The organism is Vibrio alginolyticus NBRC 15630 = ATCC 17749, assembly GCF_000354175.2.
In the GTDB taxonomy this organism is placed as follows: Bacteria; Pseudomonadota; Gammaproteobacteria; order Enterobacterales; family Vibrionaceae; genus Vibrio; species Vibrio alginolyticus.
Genome location: NC_022349.1, coordinates 1,749,590 through 1,765,896, shown reverse-complemented (window position 1 = coordinate 1,765,896; position 16,307 = coordinate 1,749,590). Strand labels below are relative to the sequence as shown.

Here is a 16,307-nt window from a genome sequence, read left to right as displayed (position 1 = left end):
AGGGCATTTTGGCTATGGAAAAAACAACAAAATTGAGTGCCGATTTAGGCGCATTATTGGCTAAACACGGGCATGTTTTAACAACCGCAGAATCATGCACAGGTGGTGGTGTTGCAACCGCCATTACTGACATTGCTGGCAGTTCAGCGTGGCTTGACCGTGCGTTTGTCACCTACAGTAATGAAGCGAAAATGGAGATGCTTGGTGTGCAAGCTTCAACGTTAGAAGCGCATGGTGCAGTGAGTGAGTCAGTTGTGATTGAAATGGTACAGGGTGCAATTAAAAACTCCAATGCGACCATCGGTGTGTCCATCAGTGGTATTGCAGGGCCGGGTGGTGGCAGTGAAGAGAAACCAGTCGGCATGGTCTGCTTTGCTTTTGCTGATAACCAAAGTTGGCAGCAAGTCGAAACCATGCATTTTACTGGTGACCGTGCAGAAGTTCGCAAAAAAGCGGTCGAGCATGCGCTGACTCAATTGTATCAACATCTACTCTAGAATTTCTTAAATTGTTTTAGCCCAGCATTGATAAGGGCTAGAGCAAATCACGACTTTAGGTCAGCCAAATTTTTTTCATACAGGTATGGACACTGTATGAATCAACAGTATAATAACTTTCATTGCTGAGCAGTTCTTCTGCTTAAGAAAAATGAATTACTATTCGTCGCCCAAAGAAGATGAATAAATCGGAGAAAGTAATGGACGAGAACAAACAGAAAGCGCTCGCCGCTGCGCTAGGTCAAATTGAAAAGCAATTCGGTAAAGGCTCTATCATGCGCCTTGGTGATAACCGCGCAATGGACGTAGAAACCATCTCAACGGGTTCTCTTTCTCTTGATATCGCTTTGGGTGCTGGTGGTCTACCAATGGGTCGTATCGTAGAAATCTACGGCCCAGAATCTTCAGGTAAAACAACATTAACGCTTGAGCTTATTGCTGCTGCGCAACGTGAAGGCAAAACGTGTGCGTTTATCGATGCAGAGCACGCTCTAGATCCTGTATACGCGAAGAAACTTGGCGTAGATATCGATGCATTGCTAGTTTCTCAGCCAGACACAGGTGAGCAAGCGCTAGAGATCTGTGACGCACTTGCACGTTCTGGTGCTATCGATGTTATGGTTGTCGACTCTGTTGCAGCGCTAACACCGAAAGCAGAAATCGAAGGCGAAATGGGCGATAGCCACATGGGTCTGCAAGCACGTATGCTTTCTCAAGCAATGCGTAAGCTAACGGGTAACCTAAAGCAGTCTAACTGTATGTGTATCTTCATCAACCAAATCCGTATGAAGATTGGTGTGATGTTTGGTAACCCAGAAACAACAACAGGTGGTAACGCACTTAAGTTCTACGCTTCTGTTCGTCTAGATATCCGTCGTACTGGCGCAATCAAAGAAGGTGACGAAGTCGTAGGTAACGAAACGCGCATCAAAGTTGTTAAGAATAAGATTGCAGCACCATTTAAAGAAGCAAACACACAAATCATGTACGGCCAAGGCTTTAACCGCGAAGGTGAACTTGTCGATCTAGGTGTGAAGCACAAGTTAGTTGAAAAAGCCGGTGCTTGGTATAGCTACAATGGCGATAAGATTGGTCAAGGTAAAGCGAATGCGTGTAACTACCTGCGTGAGCATCCTGAAGTGGCTAAAACTATCGATACAAAACTGCGTGAAATGTTGCTAGCGCCAGCACTTGCGGAAGCGCCTGAAGCTGGTGAAGCGCCAGAGCAAGCTGAAGAGTTTTAATCTCTCATAGATTAATAAATGACAAAGCCCTGCAATGCGGGGCTTTGTTGTATCTATTGAAATCAAAAATCGAATTATCACAAAGGCCATTGAGAGCCTGTACAGCAAAAATACTTTTAGGATCATCATGTACCAAAAACGCCAGGCGCCAACATTATCGAGCAAAGAGGCTGCTATACAATTGCTTAGCCGTCGCGATCATGGTCAGTATGAGCTTTACCAAAAATTATCGATGAAGGGCTATGAAGAATCAGACATCGACATCGCAATTAATTTTTGCCTAGACCATAACTATTTAGATGATTTACGTTACGCGAAGAGTCAAATTAGACAGCATGTATACAAAGGACATGGAGAGCGTCGAATTCGTCAAGAGTTAAACCAGAAGCGTGTTGCGGAATCGGTGATTGAGCAAGCTATGGCTGAAGAGCCGCAAGATTGGTTTGAACTGGCTAAACAGGCGGCAGAAAAGAAATTCAAAGGTATTAAAGCCAAAGACCAAAAAGAGTACGCAAAACAAGTTCGTTTTCTGCAGTATCGCGGCTACAGTTTTGACCAAATCAGCTACGCGCTGAACTTTGAGGACGAAGATTAACGGTCAGTCGTCCGCACTGATTTTTGTTTTGCTTCAAATTTTTTCTCCTACTCCCTCTTTTCCTCAAGAAAACTAGTCTCAGCTGTTTGCATGATCTACAATACGGCAAAATTCTAACTCGACTATTTTCAGGAAGAGCTGCATGTACATGAGCACTGATGAGGTTCGTAACGCGTTCCTCAAGTTCTTTGAGAGCAAAGGACACCAAATCGTAGAAAGTTCATCGTTAGTTCCACATAACGACCCAACCCTGCTGTTCACAAACGCAGGTATGAACCAATTTAAAGATTGTTTCTTAGGCTTAGAAAAACGAGCCTACACTCGAGCGACTACGGCTCAGCGTTGCGTACGTGCTGGTGGTAAACATAACGACCTAGAAAATGTTGGCTTTACTGCTCGTCACCACACATTCTTTGAAATGTTAGGCAACTTCAGCTTTGGCGATTACTTCAAAGAAGATGCGATCTCCTTTGCTTGGGAATTCCTAACCGAAGTTCTTAAACTGCCAGCGGATCGTTTATTGGTAACTGTTTACGAAACCGATGACGAAGCGTTTGACATCTGGAACAAGAAAGTTGGCGTACCCGCTGATCGTATTGTTCGCATTGGTGATAAAGAAGGCGGCAAGCCGTACGAGTCTGATAACTTCTGGCAAATGGGCGACACTGGCCCTTGTGGTCCATGTACTGAAATCTTCTACGATCACGGTGAGCACATCTGGGGTGGCCGTCCTGGCACGCCTGAAGAAGATGGTGACCGTTTCATCGAGATCTGGAACAACGTATTCATGCAGTTCAACCGTCACGCAGACGGCACTATGGAACCGCTACCAAAACCATCGGTAGATACTGGTATGGGTATCGAGCGTATCTCTGCAATCATGCAGGGCGTTCACTCAAACTACGAAATCGATGTATTCCAAGCTCTTATCAAAGCAGCAGCAGAAGTGATCGGTTACGAAGACCTATCAAACCAATCACTACGCGTTATCGCTGACCACATCCGTTCATGTTCATTCCTGATCGTGGATGGTGTTATGCCTTCAAACGAAGGTCGAGGTTACGTATTACGCCGTATCATCCGTCGTGCAGTTCGTCACGGTAACAAGCTGGGCGCACAAGGTGCATTCTTCCACAAGTTGGTTGGCGTTCTAGCTGACATCATGGGTACGGCTGGTGAAGAGCTGAAGCGTCAACAAGCTGTGGTTGAAAAAGTACTGCGTATCGAAGAAGAAAACTTTGGTCGTACACTTGAGCGCGGTATGGCGATTCTAAACGAAGCACTAGATAACCTAGACGGTAAAGTACTAGACGGCGAAACCGTATTTAAACTTTACGATACTTACGGCTTCCCAGCTGACTTAACTAACGACGTAGCACGTGAGCGTGAGTTCGCAATCGACGAAGAAGGTTTCGAGAAAGCGATGGAAGAGCAGCGTCAACGTGCGCGTGAAGCGGGTAACTTCGGTACTGACTATAACGCAGCAATCAAAGTTGATACGCAAACAGAATTCTGTGGTTACACAGGTACTAAAGGCTCTAGTTCTGTAGCAGCGATGTTCGTTGAAGGCAACGAAGTAGATTCGCTATCTGCGGGCGACAAAGCAATCATCGTACTTGGTGAAACACCATTCTACGCAGAGTCAGGCGGTCAGTGTGGTGACGCTGGTGAAATCCGTACTGAGTCTGGTGTATTCCGCGTTGAGGACACTCAAAAACTAGGTAACGCAATCGCGCACCACGGTGTAATGGCAGAAGGCGTTCTAGCGAAAGGTGATGAAGTAGCAACTATCGTTGACGCAGAGCGTCGCGCAGCTATCTCTCTAAACCACTCAGCAACGCACTTGCTACACGCAGCACTACGCCAAGTTTTAGGTGAGCACGTAACGCAGAAAGGCTCATTGGTGAAGGCAGACAACCTACGTTTCGACTTCTCACACCTAGAAGCCGTAACTGCAGCAGAACTGAAAGAAGTTGAGCGTCTAGTTAACGCGCAAATTCGTCGCAACCACACGATTGAAACCAACGTGATGGACATTGAGTCTGCTAAGAAGAAAGGCGCAATGGCACTGTTTGGTGAGAAGTACGATGACGAAGTACGCGTACTGTCTATGGGTGACTTCTCGACAGAGCTTTGCGGTGGTATTCACGCATCAAGCACAGGTGATATTGGCCTATTCAAAATCACTTCAGAAAGCGGCATTGCTGCAGGTATTCGACGTATTGAGGCGGTAACAGGCGAGGCTGCATTAGACGCGATTGAAGCTCAAAACGCGAAGTACGAAGAGAAACTGGCAGAATCTGCACAGAAAGCAAAAGCGCTAGAGAAAGAAGTGCAGAAGCTAAAAGATAAGATGGCGGCAGCAGAAAGCGCTAACATCATGGGCAAAGCGGTTGAAGTCAATGGTACAAAAGTTCTAGTCGCAGCTCTTGAAGGCGCTGACAGCAAGAACCTACGTACTATGGTTGATGACATCAAGAACCAAATGGGGTCTGGTGTCGTACTGCTTGCTAACGTAACAGGTGACAAGGTTGGCCTGATTGCTGGTGTGACTAAAGATCTAACTGGTAAAGTAAAAGCTGGTGATCTAGTTAAGATGATTGCTGAGCAAGTCGGTGGTAAGGGCGGTGGTCGTCCTGACATGGCTCAAGCTGGTGGTACTGATGTAGCCGCACTACCAGAGGCAATTAAAACAGTTCAGCCTTGGTTAGAAGAGCGCTTATAAGCTTTTAACTACTAAAATTACGCTCAATCAAGTTTCTTTGATTGAGCGTAATTTTTTTTAGCAGCCAAGTGGTTTAATTGACCAAAAGTTAACCGAGTCATTTAGGCTATTTGGTTTTTGTTGTAACTACTGCTTATATAATTTTTCTAAAAGGAAATACTGACGATGTAAGCAGTTCTAAAGAGACTTCGGTCTTGGGAAGGTGAAGACTGGTGAAAAAGCCCCTTATCGTGCAAAAGTTTGGCGGAACCTCCGTGGGTTCAATTGAAAGAATCCACCAAGTTGCTGAACACATCATTAAGGCGAAAAATGATGGCAATCAAGTTGTTGTTGTCGTGTCTGCAATGTCAGGCGAAACAAACAGACTGATGGACCTCGCTAAACAGATAGATAGCGTGCCTACAGCTCGAGAACTTGATGTTTTGCTCTCTGCTGGTGAGCAAGTGTCAATGGCACTGTTAGCAATGACACTCAATAAATTGGGTCATGCTGCACGCTCGCTTACCGGAGCACAGGCGAATATTGTGACGGATAATCAACACAATGACGCAACGATTAAACACATTGATACTAAGACAATTCTGGGATTGCTTGAGCAAGACCAAATCGTGATTGTTGCAGGCTTTCAAGGTGTGAATGAGAACGGGGATATCACCACATTAGGTCGAGGTGGCTCAGATACGAGCGCAGTGGCACTGGCAGGCGCATTGCGCGCTGATGAGTGTCAAATCTTTACCGACGTTGATGGTATTTATACTTGTGACCCACGTGTAGTGAAAAACGCGCGAAAATTGGCGGTTATCGATTTTCCTTCCATGGAAGCGATGGCAAGCCGAGGCGCGAAAGTATTACATTTACCTTCAGTGCAATTTGCATGGAAGAATAATGTGCCACTGCGCGTGCTTTCGACATTTGATGTTAATGAAGGCAGTCTGGTAAAGGGGGAGTTAGGCAATCAAGCCGTCTCTGGTATAGCCATTCAACGTGACCTTGCCATAATCGAAGTCGATAAAGAACATTTATCTAGTGCTACAAAACAATGTCAGATGTTGGGTATCGACATTTGGAATGTGATCGAGGAAACAGAACGGGCAGGTATCATGATAAAACAAGATGCATGTGCCAAGTTCGATCTGGTGTTCAGCGACAAAATCCGTAATAGTGAAGTGGTAAGCCTGTTGACCGCAGTGGGGCTTGAGGCCAATGGAATGGTAGAGCACGCATGCGATTTGTTGGCAAAGCGAGATATTGAGATCAATTTCAGCGCAACGAATGCACTCACTATGATGCTAGTTTTAGCACCCGAATGTGTGGATACAGCAGCAAACATTCTGCATGATGCTTACATTACGTCTAGTGAAGCATTAAACATTCAACAAAAACATGCCTTTTTAGGCTGATTTTCGCTAACAAGGTAGTTTACGAAAATATAACTTTTGTTGGATAATAGCTTTGTAGCAAGAAAATTTAGAGATTACTCAAGGAGCAAAGAATGCTAATTTTGACTCGCCGCGTAGGCGAAACACTGATGATTGGTGATGAAGTGACTGTAACTGTACTAGGTGTTAAAGGTAACCAAGTGCGTATCGGCGTTAACGCTCCGAAAGAGGTTTCAGTTCACCGTGAAGAAATCTACATGCGCATTCAAGCTGAAAAAGGCAATGGCAACGTTGCTTCAGGTAACTACTAAGTCGCTCCTGTTTACAGAGCTTAGTTTGAATGAAAAAGGCTAACCGAAGGGTTGGCCTTTTTAGTTTTTACTGTTTTTGAAAATTTGCAGAAACTATTGTGTTGAGTATGGCTGTGAATTCATCAATAATGTTGATTCGAACTTCAGAAAGTTATTTGAAAATAAATGTCTTTTTTTCAGAGAAGACTCTCTTTTTTTCATCATAATAGAGTGATAAAGTTCGTTTAATAGTCACTTTGATTAAATCAGCAACGGTTAAGCCAGTTTCGTAGATTTTTTCAAAGAAAGTGTTTGACATATTTTCGGTAAAACGTAATATGTGCCTCCGCAAGACGGTGAGGTGGCCGAGAGGCTGAAGGCGCTCCCCTGCTAAGGGAGTATACGGTTTATCCCGTATCGAGGGTTCGAATCCCTCCTTCACCGCCATTCTTGCAACGTTGATTTATCAACAAAAAGTGCGTCCTTAGCTCAGCTGGATAGAGTACCTGGCTACGAACCAGGCGGTCGGAGGTTCGAATCCTCCAGGACGCGCCATATCTCTTCTGAGATATAACAATGAAAACGGTGAGGTGGCCGAGAGGCTGAAGGCGCTCCCCTGCTAAGGGAGTATACGGTTTATCCCGTATCGAGGGTTCGAATCCCTCCTTCACCGCCATTCATTGACTGGCCCGATGGCCTTTTTTTTGTTTCGTAAGAAATGAATGTGATTTACTTCACAACTTCTTAGCAAGAAGATCTGCGCGTCCTTAGCTCAGCTGGATAGAGTACCTGGCTACGAACCAGGCGGTCGGAGGTTCGAATCCTCCAGGACGCGCCACTTATTAAAGGGTAATGCCCTGATGTTGACGAAAGTCGATATCGAAAACTTGCGCGTCCTTAGCTCAGCTGGATAGAGTACCTGGCTACGAACCAGGCGGTCGGAGGTTCGAATCCTCCAGGACGCGCCACTTATTGAAGGGTAATGCCCTGATATTGACGAAAGTCGATATCGAAAACTGCGCGTCCTTAGCTCAGCTGGATAGAGTACCTGGCTACGAACCAGGCGGTCGGAGGTTCGAATCCTCCAGGACGCGCCACTTATTAAAGGGTAATGCCCTGATGTTGACGAAAGTCGATATCGAAAACTTGCGCGTCCTTAGCTCAGCTGGATAGAGTACCTGGCTACGAACCAGGCGGTCGGAGGTTCGAATCCTCCAGGACGCGCCACTTATTGCAGGGTAATGCCCTGATGTTGACGAAAGTCGATATCGAAAACTGCGCGTCCTTAGCTCAGCTGGATAGAGTACCTGGCTACGAACCAGGCGGTCGGAGGTTCGAATCCTCCAGGACGCGCCACTCATTGAAACAGCCTCGCAATTGCGAGGCTTTTTTGTATCTAGACATCTGAAATATGGCGTAGGATCACTAGAGCCTATGTTCCTCTTTTTTAAAAGCGAATATGTGCGTATCTAAGCAATTTGCTATCAAGCTTCTGTCGCATCGTGTGAAATCATCCTGATTATCCCTCCTATACACTGACTTCCATTTTTCATTTCAATTACTCTCATGTAGTTACTTTGTTTTTTATTTGTTTATTAATTGTTAATTTTATTCATCTTTTTGTTTTTGTTGGTTTTTACTGCGTGAGTACCGATTTGATTTTGAAATCTAAATCGCAGTTTTTATTTATGTCCTCCTTTACTCTGTTCGTAAGGTGATAGCGATTTGAAGTGATTATTTTGTCATGAACTGTGATCTGTGTAGTGAATAAATAATCATTTATCAGGATTACTACAAACCTTCCTTAAACAAAATTGACAAAATTTAACCAATCGAGATAATCCATGGGTCGGGATTTGACACTATTAAAGTCCTGCACGTTGTCAGGATGACAAAGAAAGGAAGCAACATGACTAATATAGGAAGCCTGCTAGTAGATGCGGCCACCCTGATGCTAACGGGGATGGCGGTCGTATTTATTTTCCTCACTATTCTTGTTTATCTCGTTCGGTTAATGTCGAAATTGGTACCAGAAGAAGTACCAGAGCCGATCGCAGCACCAAAAACAAACACTAATATTCAATCAACCTCTTCAGCTGTTAGTCCACAAGTAGTGGCGGCGATCTCGGCTGCGATTCATAAACATCGCGCCTCATTCGCGAAGTAGCCGAACTAGGATTAAAAAGGAGTTTAAGAGCATGTCTAAACCACTAGCTATTACTGATGTGGTCCTTCGTGATGCCCATCAATCACTATTTGCTACGCGTATGCGTATTGAGGATATGCTGCCTATCGCAGCTGAGTTGGATAAGGTTGGTTACTGGTCTCTAGAGACTTGGGGTGGTGCAACATTTGATTCTTGTATTCGATTCTTAGGAGAAGACCCTTGGGAGCGTTTACGTGAACTAAAAAAAGCGATGCCTAATACACCAATGCAAATGCTACTGCGTGGTCAAAACCTTTTAGGATACCGCCATTATGCCGACGACGTAGTAGAGAAGTTTGTTGAACGCGCGCATGCTAACGGCATGGATGTATTCCGTATTTTTGATGCAATGAATGACGTGCGAAACTTCCAGAAAGCCGTTAAAGCAACGGTTGATGTTGGTGCGCATGCTCAAGGTACGTTGTCTTACACTACGAGCCCAGTGCATAACGCAGACACTTGGGTTGACTTGGCAAAACGCCTAGAGGATTTAGGTTGTCACTCGCTGTGTATTAAAGATATGTCTGGCTTACTTAAGCCTTATGAAGCGGAAGAGCTTATCACGCGTATCAAAGCGTCTTGTGATGTGCCATTGGCACTTCATTGTCATGCAACAACGGGGCTGTCTACAGCAACAGCGGTAAAAGCAGTCGAAGCCGGTATTGATATTCTCGATACTGCGATTTCTTCAATGAGTTGTACTTACGGTCATACACCGACTGAAACGGTAGTCGCTATGCTAGAAGGCACCGAGCGAGATACCAATTTGAAACTCGAGCAACTGGAACCTATCGCCGCATATTTCCGTGAGGTACGTAAGAAGTATGCGAAGTGGGAAGGCCAGTTAAAAGGAGTCGATTCACGCATCCTGATTGCTCAAGTGCCTGGTGGTATGCTGACCAATATGGAAGGCCAGTTGAAAGAGCAGGGTGCTGCGGATCGCATTGATGAAGTATTAGAAGAGATCCCTCGTGTACGTGAAGATCTTGGTTTCATTCCATTGGTGACTCCAACTTCACAGATCGTCGGTACTCAAGCGGTGATTAACGTGCTTACTGGCGAGCGCTATAAGAGTATTACCAAGGAAACCGCTGGCCTATTGAAAGGTGAGTACGGTCAAGCGCCAGCCGAGTTAAATGCAGAACTGCAAGCGAAAGTGCTTGATGGTAAAGAGCCAATTACCTGTCGTCCTGCCGATTTACTTGAGCCTGAAATGGAGACGCTTACGGTTGATCTGATGGAGAAAGCGAAATCAGAAGGCATTAAGCTAGCAAGTGAGCGTGTTGATGACGTACTCACTTATGCACTTTTCCCTCAAGTTGGGCTTAAGTTCCTTAAGAATCGTGAAAACCCAGAAGCATTTGAGCCTGCACCAACGCTAGAAGCTGAGAAGCCTGCTGTACCTGTAGCTCAACCAGCAACTGGTGGTGTAGAAACTTATAGTGTACGTGTTGACGGGCAGGTGTATGAGGTGGAAGTTGGCCCTCAAGGTGAACTGACATCTGTTGCTCCTTCTAATGCACCGGCAAAATCGGCTACACCTAGCGCACCTTCTAATGCTTCAGCAGAAGCGGTACCTGCTCCTCTTGCAGGTAACATCTTCAAAGTGAATGTTCAACCTGGTGCTGAGGTAGCTGAAGGCGATGTATTGCTCATCCTTGAAGCGATGAAAATGGAAACTGAAGTACGAGCGGCGCGTGGTGGTGTGGTTCAAGAGCTGAACGTTAAAGAAGGCGATGCTGTCACAGTAGGTGCGCCTCTGTTGAGCCTGGCGTAAGGGAGTATCATGGACGGATTGTTAACCCTTTGGGCAGAAACAGGGATCGCTAACTTCGAGTTCGGCCAAATCTGTATGATGCTGGTTGGTTGTACCTTGCTGTTTTTGGCAATTAAAAAAGGATTTGAACCTTTACTGTTATTGCCGATTGGTTTCGGTGCTATTTTGGCGAATATTCCAAATGCTGGCTTTACTGAGCCTGGTGGCTTGCTCTACTACGTTTACTACATTGGGATTGAATCGGGTGTGTTCCCGCTATTGATCTTCATGGGTGTGGGCGCGATGACCGACTTTGGTGCTTTGATCGCAAACCCAAAAACGTTGTGGTTAGGTGCGGCTGCGCAGTTTGGTATTTTTGCAACACTGTTTGGCGCTATTTTACTCAACTATGTACCTGGCATGGAGTTTTCCATGGCGGATGCATCGTCTATCGCGATCATCGGTGGTGCTGATGGGCCAACAGCGATTTTCTTAGCAAGTAAGCTCTCTCCAGATCTGCTAGGTGCGATTGCAGTAGCGGCATACAGCTATATGGCATTGGTGCCGATCATCCAGCCACCAATCATGAAAGCACTGACAACCAAGGAAGAGCGTCAAATCAAGATGGCTCAGCTTCGTCATGTTGGTAAATGGGAGAAAGTCATCTTCCCGCTTGCTGTATTACTGATGACGATTCTGTTCTTACCTTCAGCTACGCCATTGGTTGGTATGTTCTGTTTGGGTAACTTGATGCGTGAAGCTGGTGTGGTCGATCGTTTATCGAAAACTGCTCAAAATGAATTGATCAACATAGTGACTATCTTTTTAGGTCTTGGTGTTGGTTCTAAGCTGCAAGCTGAGCAGTTCTTGAACCTAGAAACGTTAGGTATCTTGGGGTTAGGCGCAGTTGCATTTAGTATCGGTACTGGTGCGGGCGTCCTGATGGCGAAACTGCTTAACAAGTTCTCGAAAGAAGACATCAACCCACTTATTGGTGCGGCTGGCGTTTCTGCGGTACCAATGGCCGCGCGAGTCGTAAACAAAGTTGGTTTACAAGCTAACCCGCAAAACTTCTTGTTAATGCATGCGATGGGACCAAACGTTGCTGGTGTGCTGGGTTCAGCCGTTGCGGCTGGTATATTGTTAGCACTTGTTGGTTAGACATTATTGAAAATGGAATGATCAACCAATTTACAAAATCACGATTAACTTAGGTTAACAAAATGGTTTATAGTCAAAGGGATGCTTTCGCATCCCTTTTTGTTTTCTTGCAGGGAATGGTTTATGGAACACAAACAGATCGTTATCACTGAGTTTGGTGATGCCAACGTACTCGCGATTCAACATGCTTCTACACCATCACCACAGCCTGGTGAAGCCTTAGTAAAAGTCGCTTTTTCAGGCGTAAATCCTATTGATGTCAAAACTCGAGCTGGGCTCGGTTGGGCGGCAGCGCAGAATAAGGATAATTTACCTTGGGTGCCAGGTTACGACATCTCAGGAAAAGTGATGTCTTGTGGAGAGGGGGCATCACGTTTTAATGAAGGTGATGAGGTGGCTGGATTTATTGGTTTCCCAGTTCGAGGCGGTGGTTACAGTCAATACATATGTGTTCCAGAAACTGAGTTAAGTCATGTTCCTAGCTCTGTCACTTTAGAGGCAGCTGCTGCATTACCGTTGGCGGGACAAACTGCGGCACAAGCTCTCAGTAAGGCTAATGTGACGGAAAACGATCGCGTACTTATCCTCGCTGGTGCCGGTGGTGTTGGACACCTCGCGGTACAAATTGCGATCGCGACGAAAGCGGAAGTCTTTACAACCTGCAGTGAACGAAATTTAGATTACCTTGCGACGCTCGGTGCTCATGCAGTGAACTATCAATTTGCACCAGTGTCAGAACGTGTTGAAGATGTTGATGTTTTGATTGATTTAGTAGGCGGAGATGCTGCGTTAGATGCGCTTAAATGCCTGAAAGACAATGCGAGAGTCATCACCGTTCCAACCATCACAGCTGAGCTGATTTGTGAAAAAGCCAAACTCCTAGGCTTTGAGGCTAGTGGCATGTTGGTTGAACCAGACCCTGCGCAGTTAGATACCTTGTTGTATATGGTCGGCGTTGGCTTACTGAAGACTGAAATTCAACAGGTTTATCCTATGAGTGATGTCATTGGTGCTCACCAGCAGGTCGAATCAGGAAGAACCAGAGGCAAGGTGTTGCTTGATATGACATGCTAGAAGCATTTAACACGAGTTTTGAAAGTTTAGCGCTTTGGTTTTCAGATTCAGCATTATGGGTGCTTTTCATGACCGGTTTTCTCAGTGCCACGTTGTTGCCTGGTGGTTCTGAGGCGGGCTTAGTTGCCACTCTCTCATTAAATCAATACTCCGTTTCTTCAATTGTTATGGTCGCTACTATCGGTAATACGCTTGGTGGCTTAACAAATTATTGGCTTGGCTTGTGGATTCCCAACAAAGCACAAGAGGAAAAGCACGGTCATACCGCATTAAAGTGGCTCTCTAAGTATGGCTATTGGGGATTATTTTTTAGCTGGTTACCTGTAATTGGAGACCCGCTGTGTTTAGCCGCAGGGTGGCTAAGAATGAAGTTTCTGCCTTGCGTGATTTTAATATTTTTAGGAAAGGCTGCTAGGTATAGCTTACTTGCGGCCATCTATCTCGGATTATTTTAAGGAAAGTACATGAAGATGTTTTGGGTTGGCGCGTGTTCACTGTTGGTGATCACGGGCTGTGCATCAAATACGCCAGTTTCATCACTGCCGAAAGGGGTAACTTTCGTTGAGTCATCGAAAGCTGAAGAAGGCAAAGTTAAGATTCCATACCAAAAGTATAAACTCGATAATGGTTTAACGGTGATCTTAGCTCCTGAAGATTCTGACCCATTGGTCCATGTGGATGTGACTTACCATGTTGGTTCAGCTCGTGAAGAAGTGGGTAAGTCTGGTTTTGCGCATTTCTTTGAGCACATGATGTTCCAAGGTTCAGAGAACGTTGGTGACCAAGAGCACTTCAGAATCATCACAGAGGCTGGCGGCACGTTAAATGGTACAACAAACCGCGATCGTACTAACTACTTTGAAACTGTCCCTGCTAACCAGCTCGAGAAAATGCTGTGGTTAGAGTCTGACCGTATGGGCTTTTTGTTGGATGCGGTTTCTCAACGCAAATTTGAAATTCAGCGTTCGACTGTAAAAAATGAGCGAGCTCAGCGTTACGATAATCGTCCTTATGGCTTGATTTGGGAGCGCATGTCCGAAGCGCTATATCCTGAAGGTCATCCGTATTCGTGGCAAACCATTGGTTATGTTGAAGATCTTGATCGTGTTGATGTGAACGACCTCAAAGCGTTTTTCTTGCGTTGGTATGGCCCAAACAATGCGACTATCACGATCGGTGGTGACTTAGACGTTGAACAAACTCTAGAGTGGGTAAATAAGTACTTCGGTTCGATTCCTCGTGGTCCTGAGGTTGAAAATGCGCCGAAACAACCTGCAAAACTGCAAGAAGACAAATACATCACTCTAGAAGATCGTATTCAACAACCTATGGTGATGATCGCGTGGCCAACAACCTACAACGGCGAAGAAAGCCAAGCGTCTCTCGATACATTATCAGAAGTATTGGGGGGCGGTACCAACAGCGTGCTCTATCAAGACCTAGTGAAGACTCAAAAAGCGGTCGATGCTGGTTCATTCCATGATTGTGCTGAACTGGCGTGTAACTTTTACGTTTACGCAATGGGTGATTCTGGAGATAAAGGCGACCTATCAAAACTGTACGACGAGCTTTTACAATCACTTAATCAGTTTGCGGAAAAAGGCGTGACAGAAGATCGCCTTGAGCAGTTGAAGGGTAAAGCGGAAGCGGATGCTATTTTTGCGCTAGAAAGCGTTAAAGGTAAAGTGACTCAGTTGGCTTCCAACGAGACATTTTTCGGCGATCCTGATCGTCTTGAGCAACAGCTTGAACAAATCCGTGCAGTTACGCCGACTTCGGTAGAAAAAGCGTATACGGACTTTATCCAAGGTAAGAACAAAGTGACCCTAAGCGTGGTCCCAAAAGGAAAAACAGACCTTGTCGTAAAACCTGCGACCTTTGTGACACCAAAGCGTACGCTGCCAGAATATGAGAAGATTTCCGATGACCAATTGGCGTATCGTCGTGCGACCGATAACTTCGATCGCTCAGTGCAACCGCCAGTAGGAGAACCAGTGAAAGCGACGATGCCAGAGCTGTACGAGTTACATTTCAAGAATGGCTCAGAGCTGCTTGGTGCAGTTAGCGATGAAACGCCGACGGTGATGATGCAATTTAGTTTACCTGCAGGGACACGTTTTGTTGAAAAGGGTAAAGAAGGTCTTGCCCAATTGACCGCTGCGATGTTGCAAGAAGGTACAACGAAACGCAGTGTCGAAGAGATTCAAGCTGAGCTTGATAAACTAGGTAGTGTTATCTCTGTTAATGCCACAGGTTATACAACAAACATCAGTGTTTCTGCTCTAGAAAAGAACTTAGAGCCGACGTTAAAAATTGTCGAAGAGATGTTGCTGTCTCCTGCATTTAATCAAGATGATTTCGAGCGTGTAAAAATGCAAGCGCTAGAAGGCCTGGTATATGAGCACCAAAATCCAAGTTGGATGGCGTCACAAGCGAGTCGTCAGGTGCTCTATGGGGATTCGGTTTTTGCTCGACCAAAAGACGGCACGCAAGCAGGTGTCAGTGCATTAACGTTGGATGATGTCCGTGAATTCTACTCGAAGCATTACACGCCACAAAGTGCGCAAATCGTCGTTGTTGGTGACATCAATAAACAGGAAATTGAGCAGCAACTGACGTTCTGGAAAAACTGGCAAGATGAAGCTGCGCCATTGTATGCACCGCAAAGCATTGCTGCATTAGGTGAGCAAAAGATCCATCTTGTTGATAAACCAGGAGCGCCGCAAAGTGTGGTCATGATGGTTCGTCAAGGTATGCCTTACGACGCAACGGGCGATTTTTACCTAAGCCAACTGGCAAACTTCAACTTAGCTGGGAACTTCAATAGCCGCATTAACCAAAATCTACGTGAAGACAAGGGTTACACATACGGTGCTTACGGCTACTTCTCTGGTAATCCAGAAACAGGCTCGGTGGTTTTCACCGCGCAAGTACGAGCGGATGCAACGGTTGCTTCGATCATTGAGATGGAAAATGAGCTAAATGAATACTCGCAGTCAGGTATTACTGATGAAGAGATGAAATTTATGCGTCAAGCGGTCGGTCAAAAAGATGCACTGAAATATGAAACGCCAACACAAAAAGCGGAGCTCATCAGTGATATTCTTAAGTACAACCTCGATCATGATTACTTGCAGCAAAGAAACGCTATCGTAGAAAAAGTCGATAAGCAGACGTTGAATGCGCTGGCTCAGAAATGGTTTGATCCAAATGACTATCAAATTATCGTCGTTGGTGATGCTAAATCGTTGCGTCCTCAATTAGAAAAGTTGGGGAAAGACGTAGAAGAGCTTGAAATCATTCGATAGAGTACACATTTAATAGCGGAGAAACGTTTCTCCGCTATTCATCTAGATAAGCAACTTTTCGTGGGTTATTTA

12 protein-coding genes and 8 tRNA genes are annotated in these 16,307 nt (G+C 45.4%); all 20 read left to right on the top strand.

Translation table 11 applies throughout. The features are described from left to right. The first annotated feature begins 14 nt into the window (after positions 1-14). The 20 genes from pncC (at position 15) to N646_RS07875 (ending at position 16,235) form a co-directional block, all read left to right on the top strand. The gene (gene pncC, locus N646_RS07970; RefSeq protein WP_017821622.1) at positions 15-497 is read left to right on the top strand and encodes a nicotinamide-nucleotide amidase; all 483 of its coding nucleotides are present in this window, start codon (positions 15-17) and stop codon (positions 495-497) included. A 200-nt stretch (positions 498-697) separates the two neighbouring features. Beyond that, the gene (recA, locus tag N646_RS07965) at positions 698-1,741 is read left to right on the top strand and encodes a recombinase RecA (RefSeq protein ID WP_005380874.1); all 1,044 of its coding nucleotides are present in this window, start codon (positions 698-700) and stop codon (positions 1,739-1,741) included. Positions 1,742-1,868: 127 nt separating this feature from the next. Further along, a complete protein-coding gene (recX, locus tag N646_RS07960) occupies positions 1,869-2,336 on the top strand; it encodes a recombination regulator RecX (RefSeq protein WP_005383799.1) in 468 nt (155 codons plus the stop codon). 142 nt (positions 2,337-2,478) lie between these two features. Continuing rightward, positions 2,479-5,061, top strand: coding sequence for an alanine--tRNA ligase (gene alaS / locus N646_RS07955; protein ID WP_005380872.1), 2,583 nt, complete (start codon positions 2,479-2,481; stop codon positions 5,059-5,061). A 212-nt stretch (positions 5,062-5,273) separates the two neighbouring features. Then, a complete protein-coding gene (locus tag N646_RS07950) occupies positions 5,274-6,461 on the top strand; it encodes an aspartate kinase (RefSeq protein ID WP_005383803.1) in 1,188 nt (395 codons plus the stop codon). A 92-nt stretch (positions 6,462-6,553) separates the two neighbouring features. Then, positions 6,554-6,751 (top strand): carbon storage regulator CsrA, encoded by a 198-nt coding sequence (gene csrA / locus N646_RS07945; RefSeq protein ID WP_004415691.1) that lies wholly within the window; start codon positions 6,554-6,556, stop codon positions 6,749-6,751. Between the two features lie 334 nt (positions 6,752-7,085). Next, positions 7,086-7,177, top strand: a tRNA-Ser gene (locus N646_RS07940). A gap of 31 nt (positions 7,178-7,208) precedes the next feature. Next, positions 7,209-7,285: transfer RNA gene (locus tag N646_RS07935), tRNA-Arg, on the top strand. Between the two features lie 29 nt (positions 7,286-7,314). Beyond that, positions 7,315-7,406 (top strand) — tRNA-Ser (locus tag N646_RS07930). Positions 7,407-7,491: 85 nt separating this feature from the next. After that, positions 7,492-7,568: transfer RNA gene (locus N646_RS07925), tRNA-Arg, on the top strand. A gap of 53 nt (positions 7,569-7,621) precedes the next feature. Next, positions 7,622-7,698 (top strand) — tRNA-Arg (locus N646_RS07920). A gap of 52 nt (positions 7,699-7,750) precedes the next feature. Continuing rightward, a tRNA-Arg gene (locus N646_RS07915) sits at positions 7,751-7,827 on the top strand. 53 nt (positions 7,828-7,880) lie between these two features. Beyond that, a tRNA-Arg gene (locus N646_RS07910) sits at positions 7,881-7,957 on the top strand. A gap of 52 nt (positions 7,958-8,009) precedes the next feature. Beyond that, a tRNA-Arg gene (locus tag N646_RS07905) sits at positions 8,010-8,086 on the top strand. Positions 8,087-8,639: 553 nt separating this feature from the next. After that, positions 8,640-8,897: an oxaloacetate decarboxylase subunit gamma gene (locus tag N646_RS07900; protein ID WP_005379932.1), complete on the top strand. Its 258-nt coding sequence runs from the start codon at positions 8,640-8,642 to the stop codon at positions 8,895-8,897. Positions 8,898-8,928: 31 nt separating this feature from the next. Next, entirely contained in the window at positions 8,929-10,713 is a 1,785-nt protein-coding gene (gene oadA / locus N646_RS07895) for a sodium-extruding oxaloacetate decarboxylase subunit alpha (RefSeq protein ID WP_017820387.1), read from the top strand. Positions 10,714-10,722: 9 nt separating this feature from the next. Then, positions 10,723-11,853 (top strand): sodium ion-translocating decarboxylase subunit beta, encoded by a 1,131-nt coding sequence (locus N646_RS07890; RefSeq protein WP_005379935.1) that lies wholly within the window; start codon positions 10,723-10,725, stop codon positions 11,851-11,853. 123 nt (positions 11,854-11,976) lie between these two features. After that, entirely contained in the window at positions 11,977-12,927 is a 951-nt protein-coding gene (locus N646_RS07885; RefSeq protein ID WP_017820388.1) for an NADP-dependent oxidoreductase, read from the top strand. Continuing rightward, the gene (locus N646_RS07880; RefSeq protein WP_005379938.1) at positions 12,921-13,382 is read left to right on the top strand and encodes a YqaA family protein; all 462 of its coding nucleotides are present in this window, start codon (positions 12,921-12,923) and stop codon (positions 13,380-13,382) included. The genes N646_RS07885 and N646_RS07880 overlap by 7 nt, the downstream gene beginning before the upstream one ends. 9 nt (positions 13,383-13,391) lie before the next feature. Beyond that, positions 13,392-16,235: a M16 family metallopeptidase gene (locus N646_RS07875; RefSeq protein WP_017820389.1), complete on the top strand. Its 2,844-nt coding sequence runs from the start codon at positions 13,392-13,394 to the stop codon at positions 16,233-16,235. Positions 16,236-16,307: the final 72 nt, after the last annotated feature.

What these genes read in the sequence shown, in the direction of transcription:
- csrA (WP_004415691.1), top strand. Translation starts at nt 6,554, where the DNA reads ATGCTAATTTTGACTCGCCGCGTAGGCGAAACACTGATGATTGGTGAT.
- N646_RS07890 (WP_005379935.1), top strand. Translation starts at nt 10,723, where the DNA reads ATGGACGGATTGTTAACCCTTTGGGCAGAAACAGGGATCGCTAACTTC.
- oadA (WP_017820387.1), top strand. Translation starts at nt 8,929, where the DNA reads ATGTCTAAACCACTAGCTATTACTGATGTGGTCCTTCGTGATGCCCAT.
- recA (WP_005380874.1), top strand. Translation starts at nt 698, where the DNA reads ATGGACGAGAACAAACAGAAAGCGCTCGCCGCTGCGCTAGGTCAAATT.
- N646_RS07875 (WP_017820389.1), top strand. Translation starts at nt 13,392, where the DNA reads ATGAAGATGTTTTGGGTTGGCGCGTGTTCACTGTTGGTGATCACGGGC.
- alaS (WP_005380872.1), top strand. Translation starts at nt 2,479, where the DNA reads ATGTACATGAGCACTGATGAGGTTCGTAACGCGTTCCTCAAGTTCTTT.
- recX (WP_005383799.1), top strand. Translation starts at nt 1,869, where the DNA reads ATGTACCAAAAACGCCAGGCGCCAACATTATCGAGCAAAGAGGCTGCT.
- N646_RS07900 (WP_005379932.1), top strand. Translation starts at nt 8,640, where the DNA reads ATGACTAATATAGGAAGCCTGCTAGTAGATGCGGCCACCCTGATGCTA.
- N646_RS07885 (WP_017820388.1), top strand. Translation starts at nt 11,977, where the DNA reads ATGGAACACAAACAGATCGTTATCACTGAGTTTGGTGATGCCAACGTA.
- pncC (WP_017821622.1), top strand. Translation starts at nt 15, where the DNA reads ATGGAAAAAACAACAAAATTGAGTGCCGATTTAGGCGCATTATTGGCT.
- N646_RS07880 (WP_005379938.1), top strand. Translation starts at nt 12,921, where the DNA reads ATGCTAGAAGCATTTAACACGAGTTTTGAAAGTTTAGCGCTTTGGTTT.